The sequence below is a fragment of the Kribbella sp. NPDC055110 genome (genome assembly GCF_053607525.1).
Genome location: NZ_JBSGTS010000007.1, coordinates 62,236 through 85,980 on the forward strand (window position 1 = coordinate 62,236; position 23,745 = coordinate 85,980).

The 23,745-nt window shown below is 67.7% G+C and carries 23 protein-coding genes and 1 riboswitch; of the genes, 12 read left to right on the top strand and 11 right to left on the bottom strand.

Going from position 1 to position 23,745, the window contains the following annotated elements:
• Positions 1-100 precede the first annotated feature (100 nt).
• From ACWF0M_RS13270 to ACWF0M_RS13285, 4 genes are read left to right on the top strand one after another with little or no spacing between them, the layout of a single operon-like run.
• Entirely contained in the window at positions 101-1,435 is a 1,335-nt protein-coding gene (locus ACWF0M_RS13270) for a M20/M25/M40 family metallo-hydrolase (protein WP_452235889.1), read from the top strand.
• A 43-nt stretch (positions 1,436-1,478) separates the two neighbouring features.
• Complete coding sequence (locus ACWF0M_RS13275; RefSeq protein ID WP_452235890.1) at positions 1,479-2,600, top strand: NAD(P) transhydrogenase subunit alpha; 1,122 nt, start codon at positions 1,479-1,481, stop codon at positions 2,598-2,600.
• Positions 2,597-2,902: an NAD(P) transhydrogenase subunit alpha gene (locus ACWF0M_RS13280; protein ID WP_131293106.1), complete on the top strand. Its 306-nt coding sequence runs from the start codon at positions 2,597-2,599 to the stop codon at positions 2,900-2,902. Before ACWF0M_RS13275 ends, ACWF0M_RS13280 begins: the two co-directional genes overlap by 4 nt.
• Positions 2,899-4,269, top strand: coding sequence for an NAD(P)(+) transhydrogenase (Re/Si-specific) subunit beta (locus ACWF0M_RS13285; protein WP_452235891.1), 1,371 nt, complete (start codon positions 2,899-2,901; stop codon positions 4,267-4,269). Before ACWF0M_RS13280 ends, ACWF0M_RS13285 begins: the two co-directional genes overlap by 4 nt.
• Before the next feature lie 341 nt (positions 4,270-4,610).
• Here the strand turns inward: ACWF0M_RS13285 and ACWF0M_RS13290 are convergent, their stop codons facing one another.
• A complete protein-coding gene (locus ACWF0M_RS13290) occupies positions 4,611-5,597 on the bottom strand; it encodes a hypothetical protein (RefSeq protein WP_452235892.1) in 987 nt (328 codons plus the stop codon).
• Between the two features lie 7 nt (positions 5,598-5,604).
• On the bottom strand, positions 5,605-6,588 hold the full coding sequence (locus ACWF0M_RS13295; RefSeq protein WP_452235893.1) for a helix-turn-helix transcriptional regulator: 984 nt from the start codon (positions 6,586-6,588) through the stop codon (positions 5,605-5,607).
• A gap of 261 nt (positions 6,589-6,849) precedes the next feature.
• Between ACWF0M_RS13295 and purF the strand changes: the two genes are divergently transcribed.
• The gene (gene purF, locus ACWF0M_RS13300; RefSeq protein WP_452235894.1) at positions 6,850-8,412 is read left to right on the top strand and encodes an amidophosphoribosyltransferase; all 1,563 of its coding nucleotides are present in this window, start codon (positions 6,850-6,852) and stop codon (positions 8,410-8,412) included.
• Positions 8,413-8,434: 22 nt separating this feature from the next.
• Positions 8,435-9,508, top strand: coding sequence for a phosphoribosylformylglycinamidine cyclo-ligase (gene purM, locus ACWF0M_RS13305; protein WP_452235895.1), 1,074 nt, complete (start codon positions 8,435-8,437; stop codon positions 9,506-9,508).
• A gap of 188 nt (positions 9,509-9,696) precedes the next feature.
• Here the strand turns inward: purM and ACWF0M_RS13310 are convergent, their stop codons facing one another.
• From ACWF0M_RS13310 to ACWF0M_RS13320, 3 genes are all read right to left on the bottom strand, one after another.
• Positions 9,697-9,882, bottom strand: a complete 186-nt coding sequence (locus ACWF0M_RS13310) for a DUF3073 domain-containing protein (RefSeq protein WP_131293116.1) — start codon at positions 9,880-9,882, stop codon at positions 9,697-9,699.
• 194 nt (positions 9,883-10,076) lie between these two features.
• Positions 10,077-10,883 carry an ABC transporter permease gene (locus tag ACWF0M_RS13315; protein WP_452235896.1) on the bottom strand — a complete coding sequence of 269 codons (807 nt, stop codon included), beginning with the start codon at positions 10,881-10,883 and terminating at the stop codon, positions 10,077-10,079.
• A 27-nt stretch (positions 10,884-10,910) separates the two neighbouring features.
• Positions 10,911-11,810: an ABC transporter ATP-binding protein gene (locus tag ACWF0M_RS13320; protein WP_452235897.1), complete on the bottom strand. Its 900-nt coding sequence runs from the start codon at positions 11,808-11,810 to the stop codon at positions 10,911-10,913.
• A gap of 142 nt (positions 11,811-11,952) precedes the next feature.
• On the opposite strand from ACWF0M_RS13320, the gene ACWF0M_RS13325 reads away from it, so the two are divergent.
• Together ACWF0M_RS13325 and ACWF0M_RS13330 are read left to right on the top strand one after the other, a co-directional pair.
• Positions 11,953-13,185, top strand: a complete 1,233-nt coding sequence (locus tag ACWF0M_RS13325) for a sensor histidine kinase (protein ID WP_452235898.1) — start codon at positions 11,953-11,955, stop codon at positions 13,183-13,185.
• Entirely contained in the window at positions 13,182-13,838 is a 657-nt protein-coding gene (locus tag ACWF0M_RS13330) for a response regulator (protein ID WP_452235899.1), read from the top strand. Before ACWF0M_RS13325 ends, ACWF0M_RS13330 begins: the two co-directional genes overlap by 4 nt.
• A gap of 154 nt (positions 13,839-13,992) precedes the next feature.
• Here the strand turns inward: ACWF0M_RS13330 and ACWF0M_RS13335 are convergent, their stop codons facing one another.
• Together ACWF0M_RS13335 and ACWF0M_RS13340 are read right to left on the bottom strand one after the other, a co-directional pair.
• Positions 13,993-14,850, bottom strand: a complete 858-nt coding sequence (locus ACWF0M_RS13335) for a C40 family peptidase (RefSeq protein ID WP_452235900.1) — start codon at positions 14,848-14,850, stop codon at positions 13,993-13,995.
• Positions 14,850-15,017, bottom strand: a riboswitch (cyclic di-AMP (ydaO/yuaA leader). (Overlaps the previous gene by 1 nt.)
• Before the next feature lie 295 nt (positions 15,018-15,312).
• On the bottom strand, positions 15,313-16,269 hold the full coding sequence (locus ACWF0M_RS13340; protein WP_452235901.1) for a threo-3-hydroxy-L-aspartate ammonia-lyase: 957 nt from the start codon (positions 16,267-16,269) through the stop codon (positions 15,313-15,315).
• Positions 16,270-16,370: 101 nt separating this feature from the next.
• On the opposite strand from ACWF0M_RS13340, the gene ACWF0M_RS13345 reads away from it, so the two are divergent.
• Positions 16,371-16,733 (top strand): YciI family protein, encoded by a 363-nt coding sequence (locus ACWF0M_RS13345; protein ID WP_452235902.1) that lies wholly within the window; start codon positions 16,371-16,373, stop codon positions 16,731-16,733.
• A 72-nt stretch (positions 16,734-16,805) separates the two neighbouring features.
• On the opposite strand, the gene ACWF0M_RS13350 is transcribed toward ACWF0M_RS13345, so the two are convergent.
• Positions 16,806-16,991, bottom strand: a complete 186-nt coding sequence (locus ACWF0M_RS13350; protein WP_134121754.1) for a YegP family protein — start codon at positions 16,989-16,991, stop codon at positions 16,806-16,808.
• 117 nt (positions 16,992-17,108) lie between these two features.
• Positions 17,109-17,774: a TetR/AcrR family transcriptional regulator gene (locus ACWF0M_RS13355; protein WP_452235903.1), complete on the bottom strand. Its 666-nt coding sequence runs from the start codon at positions 17,772-17,774 to the stop codon at positions 17,109-17,111.
• 98 nt (positions 17,775-17,872) lie between these two features.
• Here ACWF0M_RS13355 and ACWF0M_RS13360 point away from each other — a divergent pair, with 98 nt between their 5' ends.
• The 3 genes from ACWF0M_RS13360 (at position 17,873) to ACWF0M_RS13370 (ending at position 21,092) form a co-directional block, all read left to right on the top strand.
• Positions 17,873-19,297 carry a DHA2 family efflux MFS transporter permease subunit gene (locus ACWF0M_RS13360; protein WP_452235904.1) on the top strand — a complete coding sequence of 475 codons (1,425 nt, stop codon included), beginning with the start codon at positions 17,873-17,875 and terminating at the stop codon, positions 19,295-19,297.
• A gap of 293 nt (positions 19,298-19,590) precedes the next feature.
• Entirely contained in the window at positions 19,591-20,511 is a 921-nt protein-coding gene (locus tag ACWF0M_RS13365; RefSeq protein ID WP_452235905.1) for a serine hydrolase domain-containing protein, read from the top strand.
• Positions 20,512-20,582: 71 nt separating this feature from the next.
• Positions 20,583-21,092, top strand: a complete 510-nt coding sequence (locus ACWF0M_RS13370; protein WP_452235906.1) for an N-acetyltransferase family protein — start codon at positions 20,583-20,585, stop codon at positions 21,090-21,092.
• Here the strand turns inward: ACWF0M_RS13370 and ACWF0M_RS13375 are convergent.
• Entirely contained in the window at positions 21,042-22,244 is a 1,203-nt protein-coding gene (locus tag ACWF0M_RS13375) for a hypothetical protein (protein WP_452235907.1), read from the bottom strand. The genes ACWF0M_RS13370 and ACWF0M_RS13375 overlap by 51 nt on opposite strands.
• Entirely contained in the window at positions 22,241-23,368 is a 1,128-nt protein-coding gene (locus ACWF0M_RS13380; protein ID WP_452235908.1) for a hypothetical protein, read from the bottom strand. Before ACWF0M_RS13380 ends, ACWF0M_RS13375 begins: the two co-directional genes overlap by 4 nt.
• Positions 23,369-23,745 lie beyond the last annotated feature (377 nt).

Genomic DNA, 23,745 nt, shown 5'->3' on the forward strand with positions numbered 1-23,745 from the left:
GGGCGGAAACCTACGAGAATCTCAGAGTAAATCGGCAATCAGTTACGCGCGAGGGTTCACCGGGGGTCAGCTCCGCGAACGGACGCCGTACGGTTGTCGCATGAGCGATCTGTCAGCGGCGATCGACCGCGTTCTGCCCAGCGTCCGTGCCGACCTCGAGGACCTCATCCGGATCCCGTCGGTCAGTTACGAACCGGCCCGCGCGGCCGACGTCCAGCGGTCCGCGGAGGCGACCGCGGCGTTGTTCGAGGCCGAAGGCTTCACCGTGAAGATCGTCCGGGCCGGCGACGGCGCGCCCGCGGTCATCGCGAAGAAGGCCGCACCGGCCGGCAAGCCGACGGTCCTGCTGTATGCGCACCACGACGTCCAGCCGACCGGGGCCGTCGAGCAGTGGACGTCGGACCCGTTCGAGCCGACCGAGCGCGGCGACCGGCTGTACGGGCGGGGCGCCGCCGACGACAAGGCCGGGATCGCGGCGCACCTGGCCGCCGTACGGGCCTTCGGCAACGATCTTCCGGTGGGTGTGACCGTGTTCGTCGAGGGCGAGGAGGAGATCGGCTCGCCGACCCTCCTGCAGTTGCTGGACGAGTACTCCGACGAGCTCGCCGCCGACGCGATCGTGATCGCGGACTCGGGCAACTGGGATGTCGGCCGGCCGGCGCTGACAGTGTCGCTGCGCGGCCTGGTGGAGGCGTACGTCGAAGTACGGACACTGGATCATGCGGTCCATTCCGGTTTGTTCGGTGGACCGATCCCGGACGCCCTGTCGGCGTTGTGCCGGCTGCTCGCGACCCTGCACGACGACAAGGGCGACGTCGCGGTGGACGGGCTGCATGCGTCCCGGGCGGCCGATGTGGAGTACCCGGAGGACCGGCTGCGGGCCGAGTCGAGCGTGCTGGACTCCGTCCGGCTGACCGGATCAGGTTCGCTCGTCGACCGGTTGTGGACCCGGCCCGCGATCGCCGTACTGGGGATCGACGCGCCGTCCGTGGCGGAGGCCAGCAACACGCTCGTGCCGGTCGCGCGGGCCAAGGTGAGCCTGCGGGTCGCGCCGGGCGACGACGCAATCAAGGCCAGCGCGGCGCTCAAGGCGCACCTCGAGAACCACGCGCCGTGGGGTGCGCAGGTCATCGTCACCGAGGGCCAGAACGGTCAGCCGTGCAGCGTGAACGCGCGCGGCGCCGGGTACGAAGCGGCCCGGGCGGCGTTCAAGACGGCATGGGGTGTCGAGCCGATCGACATGGGCATGGGCGGCTCGATCCCGTTCATCGCGGAGTTCCAGCAGACGTTCCCGCAGGCCTCGATCCTGGTCACCGGCGTGGAGGATCCGGACACCCGCGCACACGGTATCGACGAGGGTCTGCACCTCGCGGAGTTCGCCAAGGTCTGCCTCGCCGAGGCTCTTCTGCTGCAGAACCTCGCAAACCAGTCGTGACCGGGCTTTTCGGCGACCCAGTGTTTGGCATAGGTTTCGGCGAGTGAAGATCGCAGTCGTACGGGAGACCAGACCGGCGGAGCGCCGGGTCGCGCTGGTGCCGGAACAAGTCGCGAAACTGATCGAGCTCGGCTACGAGGTCGCGGTCGAGCCGGCCGCCGGTGAACGCGCACTGTTCTCCGACGACCAGTACCGCGACGCCGGCGCCGAAGTGGCCTGGGGCGCCGACCACGCAGCCACCATCGTGACCTCGGTGCAGCCGCTCGAACGTGAGCGCCTGCAACGGTTGCACGCCGGTACGGCGCTGATGTCGTTCCTGCCGACGAACCCGCCAGACGTGGTCCGGACCGCAACCCGGGCCAAGCTGACGGTGTTCGCGATGGAGCTGATCCCGCGGATCTCCCGGGCCCAGTCGATGGACGCCCTGTCGTCGCAGGCGCTCGTCGCCGGGTACCGGGCCGCGATCGTCGCCGCCGAAAGGCTGCCGCGGTTCTTCCCGCTGAACATGACCGCGGCCGGCACCGTCCCGCCGGCCCAGGTCCTCGTCCTCGGCGCCGGCGTGGCCGGCCTGCAGGCGATCGCCACCGCGAAACGCCTCGGAGCAGTGGTCAAGGCGTACGACGTACGTACTGCCGCCGCGGAGGAGATCGCGTCGATGGGCGCCGTACCGATCGAGCTCGAACTCGGAACGCTCGACGGACCCGGCGGGTACGCCCGCGAGATGACCCCGGAACGCGCGCAGCTCCAGCGTGAACTGCTCACGCCGTACGTCGCCGCCGCGGACGCCCTCATCACGACAGCCGCCGTACCGGGCCGGACCGCACCGATGCTGGTGACACGGCAGATGGTCGAGCAGATGAAGCCCGGTTCGGTCGTGGTGGACCTGGCGTCGGAACAGGGCGGCAACGTCGAGGGATCCGTCGCCGGGACCGAGCTGACGATCGGCGACGCACTGGTCTGGGGCGGGGCGAACGTGCCGTCGCAGATGGCCGGACCCGCCTCGCGGCTCTATGGTCAGAACATCGCGAACCTGATCCGGCTGATGACCCGGAACGCCGCCTTCGATCCCGACTTCGACGACGAGATCGTCCGCGGCTGCTGCGTCACCCACGACGGCGCCGTACTCCACGAGCCCACCCGAGAGCTTCTGAAGGGCCAGGCATGACGGAATCCATCGCGTTGCTGACGATCTTCGTACTCGCGGCGTTCGTCGGGGTCGAGGTGATCAGCAAGGTCTCCTCGACGCTGCACACCCCGCTGATGTCGGGGGCGAACGCCATCCACGGCGTCATCCTGGTCGGTGCCATCATCGTCACCGGAGCCGCCGACTCCGCGATCGTGGTGATCGTCGGACTGCTGGCCGTCGTACTGGCGACGGTGAACATGGTCGGCGGGTTCGTGGTCACCGACCGGATGCTGGAGATGTTCAAAGGCCCGGGGGCTCGCAAGAAGGAGCTGCACAAGTGATCCCCACCTGGGCCCAGATCGGCTATCTGGTCTCCGCGGTCTGCTTCATCGTCGCGCTGAAGGCGCTGTCGTCGCCGCGGAGCGCGCGGACCGGCAACCTGATCGGCGCCGCCGGAGCGGTTCTCGCGGTGATCATCACGTTCGCGGCGTACAAACCCGACCACCTGGTGCCGATCCTGATCGCGCTGGCGATCGGCACCGTCGGCGGTGTGATCGGGTCGCGGCGGGTGCAGATGACCCAGATGCCGCAGCTCGTTGCCCTGTTCAACGGCGTCGGCGGTGGCGCGGCCGCGTTGGTCGCCCTGCTCGAGCTCAGCGACGTACCCTCCGACGCGACCGTCGCGGCGATCGCCACGGCGTTCACGATCCTGGTCGGCGCGATCAGCTTCTCCGGCTCGGTGGTGACGTTCGCCAAGCTGCAGGAACTGATGAGGACCCGTCCGGTGACGTTCCCGGGTCTGCCCGTGCTCTTCGTCGCGTCGCTGCTGGGCGGCGTCGCGCTCGCGGTCTGGCTCGTGTCGGATCCGCGGGTGTGGGTCGGCGTACTCCTCTGCCTCATCGGTCTCGCGATCGGCGTGATGCTCGTGCTGCCGGTCGGCGGTGCCGACGTACCGATCGTGATCTCGCTGCTGAACGCCTTCACCGGTCTGACCGTCGCCGCGGGCGGTTACGTCCTCGGGAACACGCTGCTGCTGATCGCGGGCACGCTGGTCGGCGCGGCCGGTACGTTGCTCACCAAGCTGATGGCGGACGCGATGGGACGGTCCGTCTTCAACATCCTGTTCGGTGCCGTCCGCGGCGGATCGACGCTGGGCGCCGGTACGGCGTCCGACCGGCCGGTGATCTCGGCGGGACCGGAGGACGTCGCGATCCTGCTCGGGTACGCGAACAAGGTCATCATCGTGCCCGGGTACGGTCTCGCCGTCGCGCAGGCGCAGCACACCCTCCGCGACCTCGTCGAGGAACTGCAGAGCCGCGGGGTCAAGGTCGACTACGCCATCCACCCCGTCGCCGGCCGCATGCCCGGCCACATGAACGTGCTGCTCGCCGAGGCCCAAGTCCCGTACGACCAGCTGCGCGAGATGGACGACATCAACGGCGACTTCAAGACGACGGACGTCGTCCTGGTCGTCGGCGCCAACGACGTCGTCAACCCGGCCGCCCGCAACACCCCGTCGGCCCCCATCTACGGCATGCCGATCCTGAACGCTGACGAGGCCCAGCGCGTCATCTTCCTCAAACGCTCCATGCGCCCCGGCTTCGCGGGAATCGAGAACGAACTTCTCTACGACCCCCGCACCACGCTGTTGTTCGGCGACGCCCGGGACTCCCTCAACAAACTCCTCACCGCCCTCAAAACGGTCTAGACCCGGACCAAAGCGAACGGCCGTCGGCACCCGCTTGAGCGGTGCGCCGACGGCCGAGCTGTTTCAAGGGTTCCTGCTCCGCACCGGGCAGCGCGGTTTTCGGTAACTATTTGGCACCTGGTGGCAGAAAGTTTCCGCAAAGCGGCCCTGGAAGCAGGTGGCCGCCCCCGGCCAACGACCTCCCCCGGCCACCGCCGCCCGTTGCCCACGCCACGTTCCCTCTGTTTGACTCCCGTACCGAGAGGCCGGGCGGCGCACCCATTCCTCTCGCCCTTCCCGCCCCACGAGGAGAACCCAATGTCCCGTCGCACCAAGCCCCTTTCCCGAGCCTGGGACTGGGGCTAATCCACCCACCCCCGCTGCGCCGCCCGAACCCCCAGCTCAAACCGCCCCGAAGCCCCCACCTGCTCACTAAGCTTCGCCGCAATCCGCCGCACGGTACGCAGAGAAACCCCAAGCTTCCGAGCCACCTGCTCATCGGTCCCGCCACGCACAAGCAACCGAAGAAACTCGGTTTCCTGCGCAGTGAGATCGTTCTCCGGTGGTATGGCGGTTTCGATCACACGCCGAGCACGCTGCCAGTAGTGCTCGTACAGGTCGACAGCGATCCGAAGGACAGCCGTGCTGTGGTGAACCATCGCCCCGGCCGGATTGTTGTCAGGGTCGATCCCTACAACCACGGCCTCGCCGTCGAAGATGATCATCTTCAACGGCACCGAAGGCACAGCCCGCACCTCCGCGCCGTATTCCCGTATGAAATCGAAATACTCGCGAGTTCCACGTACCTTCAACTGCGACTCGACAACGAGGTACCGAGCGTCGATGCGACGTTCCAGAAACCGGATGTCGCCCGATTCCTCCGGTGGGCGAGACAATGGCATCGGATCCGGTGGAAACATCGCCCAACTGGATTTCACCGGTTCGAAATGCTGCATCCGTTGATATGCGCGTTCGCCCTCGAGAACTTCCACGCCACCGGCGTTCTTCTGGACAAGAATGTCGGAGTAGTCCGCGACGAATTGAGCCGCCTCGGTTCTGTCCGCGTTCAGTTCGCCGGTGAGTTTGTCGATCTCCTGCTGGCGGCGGCTGGCCAGAATGTCGAACGCTGCCCGCGGGTCGAGAGGGTATTCCTCGTCCGGGATGTTCCAACGCGGCACGAGCAGACCAAGCTCTCGGAGCCGGCCGAGCCGCGCCTCGACTTCGCTCTCGCTCACCTCGACGGTGGCAGCGAGCTCACCGATATGCGCCGCGCGAACCAGTTCTGGGCGTTGAAGCAGAGCCTGGTAGACGGCGAGACTCTCCTCGGTCAGCCCCAGCGACTCGAACAAGTCGGACCTACACCCAGCCGCGCTTTGCGGCAGCTACGCCGAGTTCGAAGCGGCTGGCGGCGTCTAGGCGTTCGGAGAGGTTGGCGGTGATGCGACGTGCGGTGCGGAGGGAGATGCCTAGGAGACGGGCGACCTGCTCATCTTTGGCGCCGCCGGCCAGGAGGCGCAGCACCTCGGCCTCGTGAGGCGTCAATGGCGTCTCGTCGTCGCGGTCATCGGGGTCGAAGAGCTCGGTTGCTCTGGACCAGTACGAGTCGAAAAGGGCGATCGCGATAGATACGACAGCGGGAGTGCGGTGGATGACTGCGCCTGCGGTCGGGTTCTCCGGGTCCATCGGGAGGATGGCGAGCTCCTGGTCGAGGATCAGCAGGCGCATTGGCAGCGTAGGAGTGACGCGGACCTCGCCGCCCAATCGGTGCATCTTCGTCGCGTACTCCAGGGCCTGCTTCGACGATGTCATGCTCTGCAGGTAAACCGTCCGCAGTTTGATCCCGCGCTCGAGCAGATCGAAGTCTGGAGATCTGTCCGATTGGGGCAGCGAGTCATCGAAGTGTGCGGGAATCAAGCCCCAGAATGCGTCTCTCGCCTTCAGGGCGAGTTCCTCGATCCGCCGAGAAGCGTTCGCGCGCCCCTTGAGCACCTCGACGTCACCGCTCGTACGTGCTGTGAGCAGTTCGTTGTACTGCTCGGCGATCACTTCGGCCGAAGCCTCGGCCTCCCTGAGCTCACCAAGCCTCTTGTTCAGCTCAGTTCGCCGCCGCTCCGCCAGGCCGGTCAGCCCGACGCGTGGATGGACTGCGTGCTCACCGTCTGGATTGGTCCAGGTCGGCACCAGGAGTTCCAGCCGACGCAGGTTGTCCATAAGGCCGTGGACCTCGTCGGCCGAACGGTTGACTAGCTTGGCAATCTGCTCGGGCGTACTGTCTGGGTGGCTCAAGAGGGCGTGATAGACCGCAAAAGTGGCTTCGTCCACCCCCAGCGGCTCCAGCACAGGACCTTCTCCTCCAGAACTTGTCGGAACCGACCATATACACAGTGCGTCGATAGTAAGCACTCTGAGAGAGGTCGGATTATTTCGAAAGGGCGATCTGTGATCAAGAAGTTGCTGATTGTGGTCAGTATGGTCGCGGTTCTGGTGACGGTCACCCCGGCTACCACGTCAGCGGCGGTCGGGTCCGTGCCGATCTGCGGCGGCGTCGTCTGCTGGTAGACGCTGGTCTTCGGTCCACGTCGCGTCCCGTAGACTGCTGGTGTGGCTCGTGGCGATGGTCGGCTTACTCATGAACTCGACCCGCAGGATCTGGGTCCGCAGGACGCTTGTGGCGTCTTCGGGGTCTGGGCGCCGGGGGAAGAGGTTGCCAAACTCACCTACTTCGGGCTCTACGCCTTGCAGCACCGGGGGCAGGAGTCGGCCGGGATCGCGGTCAGTAACGGGAGTCAGATTCTCGTTTACAAGGACATGGGGCTGGTCAGCCAGGCGTTCGACGAGGCGACTCTCGCTTCGCTGCGCGGGCATATCGCGATCGGCCACTGCCGGTACTCGACGACCGGGTCCAGTGTCTGGGCGAACGCGCAGCCGACGTTCCGGTCTACCGCGACCGGGTCGATCGCGCTCGGGCACAACGGCAACCTGACCAATACCAGTGAGCTCGCCGCCAGCCTGAACGGTGAAGGTGACCTGGATCTCGGTCTGGACGCTGACGTCGACCATGCGAAGGCGAACGCGAAGCACGGTGCGTCGAGTGACACCGACATCCTCACCTCGATGCTCGCCGGGTACCCGGACCTGACCATCGAGCAGGCGGCCGCGAAGATCCTCCCGAAGGTCAAGGGCGCGTTCAGCCTGGTCTTCATGGACGAGAACACGCTGTACGGCGCTCGCGACCCGCAGGGGATCCGCCCGCTGGTGCTCGGCCGGCTGGAGCGTGGCTGGGTGATCGCCAGCGAGACCGCCGCCCTGGACATCGTCGGCGCGAGCTTCATCCGCGAGATCGAGCCGGGTGAGATGGTCGCGATCGACGCCGAGGGGCTGCGGTCGACGAGGTTCGCCGAGGCGGACCCGAAGGGCTGCCTGTTCGAGTTCGTGTACCTGGCCCGCCCGGACACCCAGATCTCCGGCCGCCGGATCTACTCGACCCGCGTCGAGATCGGCCGCAAGCTCGCCAAGGAGCACCCGGCCGAGGCCGATCTGGTGATCGCGACGCCCGAGTCCGGCACGCCCGGTGCGATCGGGTACGCCGAGGAGTCCGGCATCCCGTACGGCTCCGGCCTGGTGAAGAACGCGTACGTCGGCCGCACGTTCATCCAGCCGAGCCAGACGATCCGCCAGCTCGGTATCCGCCTGAAGCTGAACCCGCTGCGCGAGGTGATCGAGGGCAAACGCCTGGTCGTGGTGGACGACACGATCGTCCGCGGCAACACTCAGCGCGCCGTGATCCGGATGCTCCGCGAGGCCGGCGCCCGCGAGATCCACGTCCGCATCACCGCCCCGCCGGTGAAGTGGCCGTGCTTCTACGGCATCGACTTCGCGAGCCGCGCCGAACTGATCGCGAACGGGCTGAACACCGAGGAGATCTGCCGCTCGCTCGGCGCCGACTCGCTCGGGTACATCAGCCTGGACGGCCTGGTCGAGGCGACCACGGTGCCGATGGACAAGCTGTGCCGCGCGTGCTTCGACGGGGTCTACCCGGTGGCGCTGCCGGACCCGGAGCACCTGGGCAAGCACCTGCTCGAGCTGCCGGTGACCACCGACGTCGACGGCCTGGCGACGGTCTCCGGCGGTGGCGGCGCCGCGGACGCGCTCAGCCGCCCGTAGTACTTCTAGGGAGAACAAGAACGTGAGTCAAGGCGCGAGTTACGCCGCTGCCGGGGTCGACATCGAGGCCGGTGACCGGGCCGTCGAGCTGATGAAGGAGTGGGTGGCGAAGGCGACCCGTCCCGAGGTGGTCGGCGGGCTCGGCGGTTTCGCCGGGTTGTTCGACGCGACCGCGCTGACGTCGTACCGGCGGCCGCTGCTGGCGACGTCGACGGACGGGATCGGGACCAAGGTCGCGATCGCGCAGAAGCTCGGCAAGCACGACACGATCGGGTTCGACCTGGTCGGGATGGTTGTCGACGACCTGGTCGTGTGCGGCGCGGAGCCGTTGTTCATGACCGACTACATCTGCACCGGCAAGGTGGTGCCGGAGACGATCGCGCAGATCGTGAAGGGCATCGCGGAGGCCTGTGTCGAGGCCGGTACGGCGCTCGTCGGCGGTGAGACCGCGGAACACCCGGGGCTGCTGGAGCCGGACGAGTACGACGTGGCGGGCGCGGCGACCGGTGTGGTCGAGGCGGACGAGGTGCTCGGCGCGGAGCGGGTGCGCGCAGGCGACGTCGTACTGGCGATGGCGTCATCGGGACTGCACTCGAACGGGTACAGCCTGGTGCGCCATGTGTTCTTTGACCGCGCGAAGTGGGAGCTGGACCGGGTCGTGCCTGAGCTGGGTACGACGCTCGGTGAGGTGCTGCTGACGCCGACGCGGGTGTACGCCAAGCACTGCCTGGAGCTGATCCAGGAGCTGAATGGCGGCGACGAGAAGCCACTGCACGCGATGTCGCACATCACGGGTGGCGGGTTCGCCGCGAACCTGGCGCGGGTGATCCCGGACGAGTTGTCCGTGCGGATCGACCGCTCGACGTGGACGCCGGCACCGATCTTCGGGCTCGTCGGGCTGCTCGGCGACGTCGCACTGCCCGAGCTCGAGAAGACGCTGAACATGGGCGCCGGCATGGTCGCCGTACTGGATCGGTCGGCCGCCGACGCCGCCGTACGGGCGCTGGCCGCGCGCGACATCCCCGCCTGGATCTGCGGCGAAGTCACCGCAGCGCCCGGCGGGGCGGTCACCCTCGAAGGCACCTACGCCAAGTAGGTCGGTCGCTGACCGGAGTGCACCTCGCCACCTGAGAGCGGGTCTCGCTCGAGCCGTCCGACGCCTCGGGCTGCTGGAGTCGCTGATCCGCCACAGGTGGTGCAGGTGTGATGGAACACGTCGGGACGCACGGTGAGCTGCTCAGGCACCCCATGGCGCACTGAGCAGCTCAGCCGGGCGAATGTTGCTTACCGACGGGGGTGGTAGTCGTCGGCGTCGTCACCGTCGCCGTCGTTGTCACCATTTGCAGAACGGTCGCCACCCTGGTCACCGGACAGCTCTCGCTTGAGCTGGTCCAAGTCGGTGTCCCAGGTGCGGTACTTCAGGTCGCGTGCGACCTTCGTCTGCTTGGCCTTTGCACGGCCGCGCCCCATAGCGTCGACCCCCTCGCACAAGTCAACCGGGTACGCTGCGTGGCGCCCACGGATCAGTCGTCAGTAATCGTGGTTCAAGGATACCCGGAGCGGCGGATCGACACACGCACCGCCCCCGACCAGAGGTCCGATCACAGCATCGGTGAGGTGGGCAGGTCCCCTCAAACCGGCCCACCCCACCGCGTCCGGCCCCGTTACTTCACTTCGCGACGTGAGCTAGCCCACAGTCCGACGATGGTCGGCAGGACGATCCAGACCCCTACCGCGACCAGCGTTTCCGGCACCATCCCGTGCAGATCACGCTCTGCGATCCGGCCGAGCGCGCCGAACACGTCCAGCCAGTTCGCGTTGTCCTTGAACAGCGCCGGTCCGGCCAGCGACCAGGCGGTCGGCGCGATGAAGTACGCCAGGATCGCTACCGCGGTCTGCGGGATGATCGCACCGAACGCAGCGCCCATCACGACGTTCAGCGCGACAGTCAGGTAGGCCCCGGCGAGTTGCCCGCCGAGTCCGGCGTACGACGCCGCGTGGTCGGTGATCCCACCGGCGAGCGCGGTGCTCGCGAGCGCCAGCGCGACGACCGCGGTCATCACGACCGCGCTCAGCACGACCGCCGAGGCGAACTTGGCCAGCTGCACCCGGACCCGGCGCGGCGACAGCGTGAACGTGGTCAGCGCGGTCCGCTGCGTCCACTCCGACGTCATCGCCATCACGCCGATCACCGGCAGCAGCAGCATTACGCCGGTGGACGCGGCGCCGAGGAACCCGTCGAAGCCGGCGTCGCCCTTCGGCAGGTGGGTGAACTGCCAGGTCAGCGCGGCGAGCGCGATCAGCAGGATCGCGGCGATCAGGACCCGGCCGCTGCGGGTGTTCACGGACTTGCGGAGCTCGATGGTGACGAGCTTGAGGAAGGACTGACCGCGCGCGGGCGGCAAGCTGGTCGCCACCTCGCTGCGGTGCTTGGCGGTTGTCGCGGGCGCGACGTCGGTCAGGGTGGTCATGAAGGTCTCCAGGAAGATTCGAGGTGATCAGGCGGCAGCGGCGACGGGCTGTGACGGTTGGGTGGTCAGCTGGAAGAACAGGTCCTCCAGGCCGGCGCCGTCGCTCTGGCGGAGTTCGAGAAGGATCTGACCGGCAGCGGCTGCGGCCCGCCCGACCTGCTCGGCGGTGGCGTCGACGCGGAGCGCGCCGTCGTGCAGCGGCTCGAGGTTCAGGCCGGCCGCGGTCAGGGCCTCGTTCAGGCGGATCGGGTCGAGGCCGCGGACGAGCGTGCCGGATCCGGCCAGCAGTTCCTGCAGCGAGCCGTCGGCGACGATCCGGCCGCCGCCGATGACGACCAGCCGGTCGACGGTCGCCTGCACCTCGCCCAGCAGGTGGCTGGACAGGATCACCGTGCCGCCGCGGGAGGCGAAGTCCTGCAGCAGTCCGCGCATCCAGCGGATGCCTTCCGGGTCCATCCCGTTCGCCGGCTCGTCGAGGATCAGTACGGCGGGATCACCCAGCAGGGCCGAAGCGATCCCGAGCCGCTGCCGCATACCGAGCGAGTACTGACCGACGCGGCGCTTCGCGGCATGGCCGAGTCCGACCGCCTCGAGCATCTCGTCGGCGCGCGTCTTCGGCACGCCGAGCAGGCTCGCGTTCAGCAGCAGCGTCTCGCGCCCGGTGCGGCCCGGGTGCTGCGCAGCGGCGTCCAGCATGACCCCGACGACACGGCCCGGGTTCGGCAGGTCGACGTACCGCTTGCCGGTGATGGACGCGGTGCCGGAGGTCGGCGGCGTCAGACCGGTGAGCATCCGCAGCGTGGTCGACTTGCCGGCGCCGTTCGGGCCGAGGAAGCCGGTGATGCTGCCGGACTGAACGGTGAACGACACGTCCTGGACAGCCGTGGTGCTGCCGTAGCGCTTGGTCAGGTTCTCGACGGTGATCATGACATCGAGTCAACCGTCACCGACCCCGGTCGCACATCGGACGAGCGGCTGTCGTCACCCCCTACGAAAGTCGTCCGATCGGCTGCAGAACCCACCCGGAAGGGGGACGTGATCGCGTCGACCGTCGAACTACAGTGACGGAATGCGACGGTTGCGCCGGTGGTACGCCTGGTGGGTCAGGCATGCCCCGCGCCTGCGCGACATCCTGTACGTCGGCTTCAGCCTGGTGACGATCGTCACCCAGGCCGCGTCCGGCGGCAACGGGTGGTCCGTCAAGGACTGGTACGTGCTGGGCGCCGGCATCGTCGCCTCCGTCGCGCTGTTCTGGCGCCGGCGGTTCCCGGTGACTGTCACCGCGGTCACCGTCCTCGCGATGCTGACCGGGTCGATCTTCGTCCCGATGGGGCTCGCCCTGCTGACGCTGGCGATCCGGCGCCGGGACCTCGCGCTGGCGATCCTCAGCGTCGCCGCGTACGCCGCCTACGTCCTGAACGGCTGGAGCAGCCGGGGCCAGATCTGGACGTCGATCTTCACCGGACCGTTCCTGGTCGGCACCTGGATCGCCATCGGCGCGTACGTCGGGGCGCGCCGCGACCTGATGGCGTCGCTGCGGGACCGCGCCGAGCGGGCCGAGGCCGAACGCGAACTGCGCAGCGAGCAGGCCCGCCTCGGCGAGCGCGCCCGGATCGCGCAGGAGATGCACGACGTCCTCGCGCACAAGGTCTCGCTGATCGCGCTGCACGCGGGCGGTCTCGAGGTGAACCCGTCCGTCGGCTCCGACAAGGTCGAGGACTCGGCCCGGCTGATCCGCGAAACCGCGCGACAGGCGATGGAGGATCTCCGCGAGGTCCTCGGCGTACTGCGGTCCGACATCAGCGTCGACGGCGCGGACCTGACGCCCGTCCCGAAGGCCTCGGACCTCGAACGGCTCATCACGGCCTCGCGAGACGCCGGAGTCGCTGTGGGGTACGACGTGACGCTGCCCGACGACGTACCGGTGTCTGTCGGGCGGACGGTCTACCGCTTGGTGCAGGAGTCGTTGACCAATGTGCACAAACACGCGCGTGGCGCCGCGACCGACGTACAGGTGCATGGCGCGCCTGGTGAAGGCGTGACGGTCAGGGTGACGAATGTCCGGCCGGTGGCTGCTGGTTCACTGCTGCCTGGTGCCGGTGCCGGCCTGGTCGGTCTGCGGGAGCGGGTGCAGCTGGTCGGCGGTCGGCTCTGGACGGGACCGACGACGGAAGGCGGGTGGCGGGTGGAAGCCTGGCTGCCGTGGTCGGACGGTCGCGAGCCGTCCGACCCACTGGTGCCGGACGAGGTCGAGGCCTTGCACGGAGACGCGGTATCGCACGGAGAAGAAGGAGAGCGATGACTCGGCTGCTGATCGTGGACGACGAGGCACTGGTGCGAGCCGGGCTGAAGATGATCCTCGAGTCCGACGACGAGCTCGAGGTCGTCGCCGAGGCCGATGACGGCGCGGACGCGGCGAAGATGGTGAAGGAGCACCGGCCGGACGTGGTCCTGATGGACATCCGGATGCCGCGGCTGGACGGGCTGGCCGCGACCCGCGAGGTGCAGGCGCTGCCGGATCCGCCGAAGATCGTCGTACTGACGACATTCGACCTGGACGACTACGTGTTCCGGGCGTTGCAGGCCGGGGCCAGCGGGTTCCTGCTCAAGGACACGCCGCCGCGGGAGCTGGTGCAGGCGATCAAGGTGGTGGCGGCCGGGGACGCGATGCTGTCGCCCGCGGTGACCCGGCGGCTGATCGGGCACTTCGCCGGGGACCCGCGCGCCGACCGGAAGCGGGCCGCGCAGGAGCGCATCAACAAGCTGACCGAGCGCGAGCGGGAGGTGCTGGTCGCGGTCGGCCGCGGCTTGCAGAACGCCGACATCGGCCGACGGCTCTTCATGAGCGAGGCCACCGTGAAGGCGCACGTCTCCCGCGCCCTGGTGAAACTCGACGCCACCAACCGCGTCCAGGTCGCGATCCTCGCCTACGAAGCCGGCCTCCTCGACGACTGACTCGCGGGGCCGGGGGAAAAAGGAAACCGGCCCGATCCGTCGGAGGGGTGGGGGCGACGGTTCGGGCCGGTTTCGCACGTCAGCGTGCCTGGGGGGATAGGACGCTGACGACCGGCGGCGCCCAATGGGGGGAAGGGCGCCGGCCGGTCAGGACTCAGACGCGGCCGAAGGCCACGCTGCTGGTCCAGATCTTCGCCTTGGCGACCGGGCGACCCGGCTTCGAGGCGTGCCACAGCATGTTCCCGCCGGCGTAGATGCCGACGTGGTACACGCCGCCGCCACCGTTGCGGAAGAACACCAGGTCACCCGGCTTGGCGGCCTTGCGGCTGATGTGCTTGGTCGCGCTGTACTGCTGGCGCGACGTGCGCGGCAGCTTCTTGCCGGCCTTCTTGTACACGAAGCCGGTGTAGCCGGAGCAGTCGAAGCCGCGGGTCGTCGTGCCGCCGTAGCGGTACGGCGTGCCCTTAAGCTTGGCCGCCTCGCGGAGCACCTTGGCGCGGAACGTGGTGGTGCCGCTGCTGGCGCTGTACTTGCCGTAGAGCACCTTGTGCTTGGCGGCCCAGGTCAGCCGGCCCCAGGTCTTCTTGTCCATGTAGCCGGTGGCCGTCAGACCCCAGGAGGTCTGGAACTTCTTCAGCACCCGGACGGTGCTCGCGCCGAAGTAGCCGTCCGGACCAAGGTGCAGGGCCCTCTGGACGTACTTCACGGTCGGGCCGCTGTCGCGGAACCGGAGCAGCGGCTTGCTCGGGATGCTCCAGTACCCACGCGGCGTCGTCGTCGCGGTGGCGGAGGTGGTGGCCGCCGAAGCAGCAGGGGTGGTGCTGACGGTGAGAGCGGCTCCACCGCCCACCGCGAGACCGACCGTCAGAACGGCGGCGGCAGCCCGGGGAGTTCCCGGACGGGTGGACCTACGGTGCTTCGCCAGAGTCCGGCCGGTAGGCCGGCTAGTACTGGACTCGGCGGTCTGGCTGACGGCGCGCAGAAGCGACGTCCGTCGGGCAGTGACGGGCATGGTTGTCTCCCGACGCCTGTGAAGTTAGCTGTCGGGTTCGGGCTGGGATTCATAGCCCGGTCCGCTCCCGCGGACTTCACCCCAGGGTCTCGGCCACTCACGGTCGAGACCCAACTTCATGGGTCCCCCACCCCTGCCATGTAGTTCGAGGGGAGCACATGGGCCCTGGCAGGGCTCGGCGTTGACCCGTGTGCAGTTCGTGTTGTTTACCGAACCGCCGACGACTGTATAACAGAACGATCACGACGCAAACCCTTAGATCGACAAAGTCGCTCCCAAATGGCCTTGAGAGGGCCGCTGACGGGTCAGCAAGCCAGGGTGAACACCAGGTGTCCTGAGCGCATCTGAGCGGGGCGGAGGCGGCAAATGAGGGCTCCGGTGTGGCCTCGGTCACATTTCATGATTGCTTTCTGTGACAACGGGCACAGAGGGTGCTCAGGGCACCCTAAAGTTCTTGCGTCTTCAGCTAGTTCCGAGCAGCTCGTGGAAGCGCTCCAGCCCCACATTCCCGCCTGAAAGCACCACTCCGACGCGCTCCGGCAGCCCGTGGATCCGTCCGGCCAGCAACGCGGCCAGCGCGCTCGCCCCGCTCGGCTCCAGCACGATCTTCAGCCGCTCGAACGCGAACGCCATCGCGGCCAGGATCTCCTCGTCGCTGACCAGCTCGAACGACTCCACCAGCCGCTGATTCACCGCGAACGTGAGCTCACCCGGCGTCGAGATCGCCTGCCCGTCCGCGATCGTCCGCGGGACGGCGATCTCCACCCGCTCACCCGCCGCCAGCGAGCGGGCGTGGTCGTCGCCCGCGGCCGGCTCGACACCGATCATCCGGATCCCGGGCGACATCAACGTCGCCGCGGTCGCACAACCGGCCATCAGCCCGCCGCCACCGACCGGGACCAGGAGCGCGCCGAGGTGCCCGACCTCCTCGATCAGCTCGAGCGCCACCGTCCCTTGCCCGGCCATCACGTCGTAGTGGTCGTACGGCGGAATCAACGTCCGCCCGCGCTCGGTGGCCAACTCCTGAGCCAGCGCGGTCCGGTCCTGCGTGTACCGGTCGTACGTCACCACCTCAGCGCCGTACCCGCGGGTCGCAGCCAGCTTCGTCGGTGGAGCGTCCTCGGGCATCAGGATCACCGCCGGCGTCCTCGCAAGCCGGGCAGCCAGCGCGACGGCCTGCGCGTGATTGCCCGACGAGTACGCCGCCACGCCGGCCGCGAGCTGCTCCGGGGTGAGACGGCTGATCGCGTTGTACGCCCCGCGGAACTTGAAGGCGCCGATCCGCTGGAAGTTCTCCGCCTTGAGGAACACCTGCGCGCCGACACGCTCGTCGAGCGTCCGCGAGGTGAGTACCGGCGTACGGTGCGCGACACCCTTCAGGCGCTCTGCGGCGGCCTGGACATCTGTGAGACTCAGCACGATCTGACGTTATCCGTGGGCGATGTCAAAGTGCAGCGACTCGCTCCGTACTGATGGATGAGAGGCACCCACCACCGGGGGCCGTGTGTGAAGGAGACATCGTGAAGTACCTACTGGTCCTGAACGTCAACCCCGACGTGCTCGCCGCGCTGACCGAGGAGGAGCAGCAGGCCATCGGCAGCGGTCACCAGAAGTTCATCGACACGATCAAGGCATCGGGCGAGTTCCACAGCACGGTCGCGCTGCAGCAGCCGGCCCAGTCCGCGGTGGTCAAAGTCCGCGACGGGCTCCCGGCCGTCACCGACGGGCCGTTCGTGGAGTCGAAGGAGTTCCTCGGCGGCTACTACCTGATCGACGTGGCGTCCCGGGAGCGCGCCTGCGAGCTGGCCGCGCTGATCCCGGACGCGAGCATCGAGGGCCTCGGCGTCGAGATCCGCGGAGTCGAGTTCTCCGACGGTCTCTGAGTCACGACAAAGGAGGGTTTCTCCACGGGATCATGGAGAAACCCTCCTTGTATTACAGGGGTTTCAGGGATTTCAGTCGGTCTGGTCGTCGACCTTCGCGTCGGCCGCGTTCTTCTTGATCGACTCGATGCCGTTCTCGGCCGCGGCCTTCGTCTTGTAGCTCTCGCTGCTGGTCGCGATGATCTCGCCGTTGCCGGCCTTCAGGCGAAATCGGAACTCGCCGGACTTGTCCTTGTACAGCTCGAACTTCCCCGCCATCGGTGTACCTCCATAGAGAGTGGTATCGCTCCGTTTCGGAGCGTAGTCCTCTCCGGCCGCCTGCGCCGCGCGCACACGCCCTAGCTTCTTGCCGCACGCCCTAGCTTCTGGCCCGCTCTAGCTTCGGGCGACGCCGCGGATGCCGGCGACGACGAGTTCGAGGCCGAGGTCGTAGTACCGGTCCCGGGATGACGGGCAGATCAGCGCGCCGGCGGCGGACGTGATCAGCGGGTAGCGCTCGGGCGACAGGGCGCCGAGCGAAGCACGCTTGCGTCGCAGCGACGCCTCGCGGGCCTCCGGGTCGCTCACCTCGCGGACGATCGGGTCGGTGGTGACCAGCGCGATCAGTGAGCAGATCGACTGCCGGCCGACCTCGGCCGCGTCGTCGACGGAGAATCCGCCCTCGATCAGCAGCCCCAGCGCCCGCTCGGACAGTGCAAGTCCGGGCCCGGCGACCAGAATCCGCGACAGCGTAAAGTCCGCCAGCCGCGGATGCGCGCGCAGTGCAGTGACGAACGCGCCCAGCAGCGCCTGGAGCTGCACGTCCCACGGCTCGTCGGTCGGCTCCGGGAGTACGACGTCCGCGAGCAAGCGGTCGCCCAGCGCCGCCAGCAGGTCGTCCTTGTCCTTGAAGTGCCGGTACAGCGCCATCGGCGTGACGTCGTGCTGCGCAGCCAGCTTCCGGAACGAGACCGCGGCCGGCCCCTCGTCGTCGGCGATGGCCAAAGCGGTGTCGACGACCTTCTCCGGATCGAGGCGACGCGAGGTCTCTTTGGTGATCACGTTGACAAGTCTACACCGTAGACCTACTGTCTACTCCGTAAGCTTACGCCGTATACATACGGTGTAGACAAGCTCTTGCTACCGAATGAGGTACGGCGATGCGACGCAGTCCTTGGGCCACCCTGGCGGTGCTGGCTCTCGCGCAGTTCATCGTGGTGCTGGACGTGACGATCGTGAACGTCGCGCTGCCCCACATCCAGGCGGACCTGAACTTCTCCGCCGACTCCCTGCAATGGGTGATCAACGCGTACACACTGCTCTTCGGCGGCTTCCTGCTGCTCGGCGGGCGGATGGCCGACCTGCTCGGGCCGCGCCGAGTGTTCACCGGCGGCCTGATCCTGTTCGGCCTCACCTCGCTGGTCGCGGGGCTGTCCAACTCGCCCGAGTTCCTGATCGGGGCCCGGGCGGTCCAGGGCCTCGGCGGCGCGCTGCTCTCGCCGTCCGCGCTGGCGATCCTGACCATGACCTTCGCTCACGGCCGCGAACGCAACATCGCGATGGGCGTCTGGGGCGGTCTGGCCGGCCTCGGCGGCACGCTCGGTGTGGTCGCGGGCGGCGTACTCGTCGATTCGCTGAGCTGGCAGTGGGTGTTCTTCGTGAACGTGCCGATCGTGCTCGCGCTGGTCGCCCTGATCCCGGTCTTCGTTCCCGACGTGCGGCTCGCGACGGGCCGCCGTACCTTCGACACGCTCGGCGCGGTGCTCGGCACGACCGGCTTGATGGCAGTCGTGTACGGCGTGGTGCGGTCGGAGCCCTCCGGGTGGGGATCGTTCGAGGTCGTCGGCGTACTGACCGCAGGTGTTGTCCTGCTGGCGGCCTTCGTCCTGGTCGAGGCCCGGTCGGCCGCGCCGCTCGTTCCGTTGCGGTTGTTCCGGTCGCGGGCGTTGAGTGTGTCCGGTGCGTCGCTCGCGCTGAACGGCGCCGGGTTCCTGTCGATGTTCTTCCTGACCGCCATCTACCTGCAGCAGGTTCGCGGGGACAGTGCGTTGGATGCCGGCATCCACTTCCTGCCGATGGGTGGCGCGGCGATCGTCGGTGCGGTCCTCGCATCGCAACTGGTGCAGCGGTTCGGGACGCGGACGGTTCAGCTCGCAGGTGCGGTGCTCAGCGTCGTCGGGCTGCTTCTGCTGTCGCAGGCGGACGCGACCGGTAGCTACAGCTCACAGTTGCTTCCCGGTTTGATCGTCTTCGGATTCGGCATCATCGGCGTCGGCGTGCCGGGTCAGATCAACGCGGTCTCCGAGGTCCGTCCCGCCGAGGCCGGCGCGGCGTCGGGTGTCGTCAACGCGATGTACCAGGTGGGCGGCGCACTGGGCCTGGCGATCGTCACCACCCTCTCCATCACCCACACCACCAACGAACTGACCCACGGCGCAACCCAACTCCAGGCCCTCCAGTCCGGCTACGAACGCGGCCTACTAGCCGCCGCCGTCTTCGCGGTAGCCAACGTCCTCCTGACCTTCGCCACACCCCAACTCCAACCCACCCCCGAGCAACTAACCGAAGCCACCGCCGCAGCCTAAGTTGCCCCCAGCAACGTCCGGTGGTAGCCCCTGAATTCAGGGGCTACCACTGAGCAACTGAATGGGTTGACAGGTCGTATGGCGGGGAGAGCCAGGGCGATCCCCGATGTTTGTGTGGGCTGTTGCCGTAAGGGTTGAGGGCAACGGAACGGACAAGAGGAGATCGGGATGCTGGTGGCATTGGCGGCGGCGGTTGTTGGGTTGGCGCCGGGAGTGGCTTCGCCGTTGCAGAAAGGGCTCGACGGCGTGGTGTCGATCGGGGCCGTTGCCGAGGTTCGGGACGGTGGGGCGGTTTGGCGGGGGAGCAGTGGTGTTGCGGAGCTCGGCAGTTCGCGGAAGGTTCCGGTGGCGGGGCGGTTCCGGATCGGAAGTATCACGAAACGTTTGTTGCCACCGTCGTACTGCAACTCGTTGCCGAGAAGCGGATTCGGCTCGAGGACTCGGTCGAACGCTGGTTGCCGGGTGTCGTGCCGAACGGCGCAAACATCACAGTGCGCCAATTGCTCAACCACACCAGCGGTTTGTACGACTTCAAGGACACCTTGCCGATGCCGCCGAGCGCAGAGTTCTACGCGCTGCGTTATCGCACGTGGACCGCATCCGAGCAGATCGAGCGGGCGCTCGCGAATCCGCCCGTGTTCGACAAACCGGGCTCGCGATACGACTACTCGAACACCAATTACCTGCTCATCGGCGAGATCATCGAGAAGGCGACCGGCCGGACGTACGCCGATGAGATCGAGCGTTGCCTGATCCGCCCGCTGAAGCTGCACGGTACGTCGCTTCCCGGTACGTCGCCGTACATCAAGGGACCGCACGCGCACGGCTATATCCCGAAGGACGGCGCGCAACTCGACTTCACCGAGATGAGCCCGACGCTGTTCGGTGCCGCCGGCGACATGATCTCCACGACGCGCGACCTGAACCGCTTCTTCGCCGCCCTGCTCGGCGGGGACCTGCTTCCGGACCGGCTGCTCGCCGCGATGAAGACGCCAGGTACCTCGGACGGGACGTACGGACTCGGGCTGTCGTGGCATGACACCTCGTGCAAGGTCCGGGTGTACGGCAACGACGGCGACGCGCTCGCGTACCAGACCTACTCGTTCTCCACGGAGGACACCCGGCGGCAGGTCACCATCGCCGTGACCCCGCACCTCCCGGACAACCCGGACAACTCCGTCGACGCGTTCGTCGACCAGGCGATCTGCCGCTGAAACCGGTCACCGGATGTGACATTGTCGGCGCGCCGGTTTGGTGACCGAGGGAAACGGCGACACTGGTATGGATGTCTTGTCGCCATCTCCCGAAGGGGTCCGGGACCTTGGAACTCGCCATACTCGGTGCCGACGACTGGCCGATCGCCCGCGAAGTCCGCCTCCGGGCGCTGAAGGATTCGCCGTCGGCGTACATCGCGGACTACGAGGACGAGGTGACCGTCGGTGAGGACACCTGGCGCGAACGGTTCACCCGCATGCAGTGGGCCGTCGCCCGGGACGAGACCCGGATCATCGGCCTGGCAAGCTCGGTCCGCGTCGCCACCCGCCCGACGTACGAACGCCACATCGAATCGGTCTGGGTCGACCCGCGGTACCGCCGCAACGGCGTACTGCGGGCCGTCCTCAGTCAACTGGCAGCCGTCGAACCCGAGGTCACCGAATGGCGCGTCTGGGTCCTGGACACGAACACGATCGCACGCCAGGTGTACGAGCGACTGGGCTTCTACGCAACCGGAGAACGCCAACTCCTAGCAGACGACTCCGGCCGGCGCGAGATACGTCTCCGATTCGGTCGGTAGACCGTAGCCACAGGAGACCCATCTCGAGAGTTTCAACTGAGCCAGCGCCTCCTGCTTGGTGAGCCTCGACGGAAGGTTGCTGAGCATCTTCTGCCAGAGCTCCTCGTCTTCCTGCCAGCTCTGGACGAACTCCACACACAGCTCCGCGGAGATGCGCAGGGCCCACTGCTTCGCGGTCTCCAGCGACTTCTCGATGCGTCGGAACTCGGTCTCGCCGAGCGACGACTTCGCCGCCTTGATGTCGGCGAGCGTCTCCGTGATCGTCTTGAGCCGGACGCCCTTGAAGTAGTCCCAGTAGCCCGGCTCCATGGCGATCCGCAGCTGCTCCTCGAACGTCGCGCCCGGCTGGCGCTCGAACGCGGCGTACAGCCCCTCGGCCAGCAAGTCGCCGAACTCCTCCCGGGCCGCGCGTTGCGGATCCGCGAACGGGTCGTACTCCAATTGCTTGACCTCGCCGATCTTCGGGATCGCCCGCCGCGCTGCGTGCCGGGCGAAGAAGAACCAGTCCTCGTTGTAGATGTCGGCGAAGAAGGACAGCTCGGGTCGTTGCAGATCGACGCCGAGTACGGCGCCGCTGACGAACACGTCCTGGGGCCCGACCTTGCCTCGGGCGTGACAGACCACCGAGTTGTCCGGGAAGTCCGAGCTGACCATCGATGCGACCGGGTGCCGGTCGAGGTACCCGGTCAGGCGCCTGACGTCCCTTGCCTTGAGCGCCCGGATATCGTCGTCGACGAAGAGGATCTTGTTCCACCCGTGCAACCGACCGAGCAGCAGACCGATGTTGCGTTTCACGCTGAGGTCACTGGACCGGCCGGCCGAGGCCTGCCGGAACTTCTCCGCGGATGTCTTCGGCTCCGGGCACGGAGGCCGGTAGTCCTCGGGCACGTCGATCACGAGGGCCTGGGCGGGGAACGTGTCCTTCACGCGTCGGACGACCTGGCCGAGCTGCGTGCTGTGGCTGCAGAGAACGACCAACTGGACTTCCAGTTCGGCGGCCAGGTTGATCACGGGCTGCAGCTCCGACGCCGGCCGCGCGGCCGGGACGACGATCGCGTCCAGGCGCGTGTTCGCGGTGGCTGCCACCGGCGCGGAGCCGTCGAAGAGCAGGCCCGCGTGCGACGCCTTGATTTGTCTGGTTCGACGGCTCATGCGTTGTCGTCCTCCTGGGACCATTCGAAGAGCCGGTTGTCGTCGATCTCCAGGTCCGGGGTGACGGCCTCGCCGTTGATCACCGGGACGCGCATCAACAGGCCGAAGACGCCGCCGGGGAATCTGTCGGCCAGATACGCCTCGTTGCGCTCGCGCACGGCGTCGTCGGTCAGCGTCCGCACGGCGCCGAGAACGCCGCGGCTGTAAACGCCGTTGCAGATCGTGATGGTACGGCTGTGATTGAAAGGATTTGGGAGCCGGGCCAACAGGGCGACGTCCTCGACGAGCTCTCGGGGAGTTTCGTCGCGCCACGCGTCCTGGGCCTGGTCCGCCTCGAGTTCTTCTTGCGACGGGGCCTCGTCCTCGGGGACAGCTTCCTTGCTCTCCTCCCAGACCGGCCGGTATTCCTGACCGTCGCGGGAGCGGAAGATCTCGCCGTCTGCGAAATCCGGAACCGCCATCTGCCGGATCGGCAGGTTGTCGAGGACCCGCAGCAGCCTGCCGGTGACCCGGTTCCAGGCGATACCGCCGATCAGGATGAGATGGCCGGACAGGTGGTCCGCGCTCACCTCCGCCGGCAGGCGGTGCCGTACGCGGAGTTCCGGGTTGGACGCGCGTACGTGACCCCACATCTCGATCAGTGCGTCGAGGTCGGCGTACCGGTAGAGCTTGGTGTGGTTCGGGTTGTTCTCGTCCGCGAGTGCGGAGCGCCCTAGCAAGGGGACCTCAGGACAGATCAGTGTGATCCGGCCGGACTCGAAGTCGAAGGTGTACGAGCTGCCGGAGGACGGCGAGCCGGTCTGCTGGCGACGGACATCTTCGCGCAGCGAGCTCAGCTCCCGGTGCAGGGCGTTGAACCGCTCGCGTTCGGCCGTGCTCAGGTCCTGTTCGCGCGGCAGCCGCTCGAGGGTCGGGGACATCGCGAAGAACAACGCGTACGTCCGCAGCCGCTCCTCCGGAGGAAGCTTCGGGTTGGACTGCGACTCCCATGAGCTGATCGTCGCCACCGCGACGCGGGTATCCGCGCTAAGTGCCTGCGACAGGTCCTTTTGCGTGAGTTGCTCTGACTCGCGCAGGTCCCGGAGTCGCCTGGCGAGTCGTACGGCCTCTGGAGAAGGGGCCACTCTCACTCCCGTAAATGGTCGACCAACTTGCGGGTGTGGCGGATCGGCTGATCCTACACCCCGCTCTACCCGACTTCACCGAGCCCTCCTGTACCGCGGACCGCCGGGGGTCACCCAGCCGTCGTGCTGTCGTAGGAATGGAGGCTCGCTGGTGCGGCTCGGATCGCCATTGCTCCTGACAAACTGGCGATTGACCGCAGTTACACCGTGGCTCTACCGTAATACTGAAGTCGACCTGAAGCCAACTGAAACCACGCGACGCGCGGAGACAGGAGATTCCCGAGGATCCGGACGGGGTACTCAAGCCTCTGGTCGAGCCCGCTCCGCTGCCGGGCCTCGCCAAGCTGGACCGCAACCTCCTCCCGGTCGGATGGCTC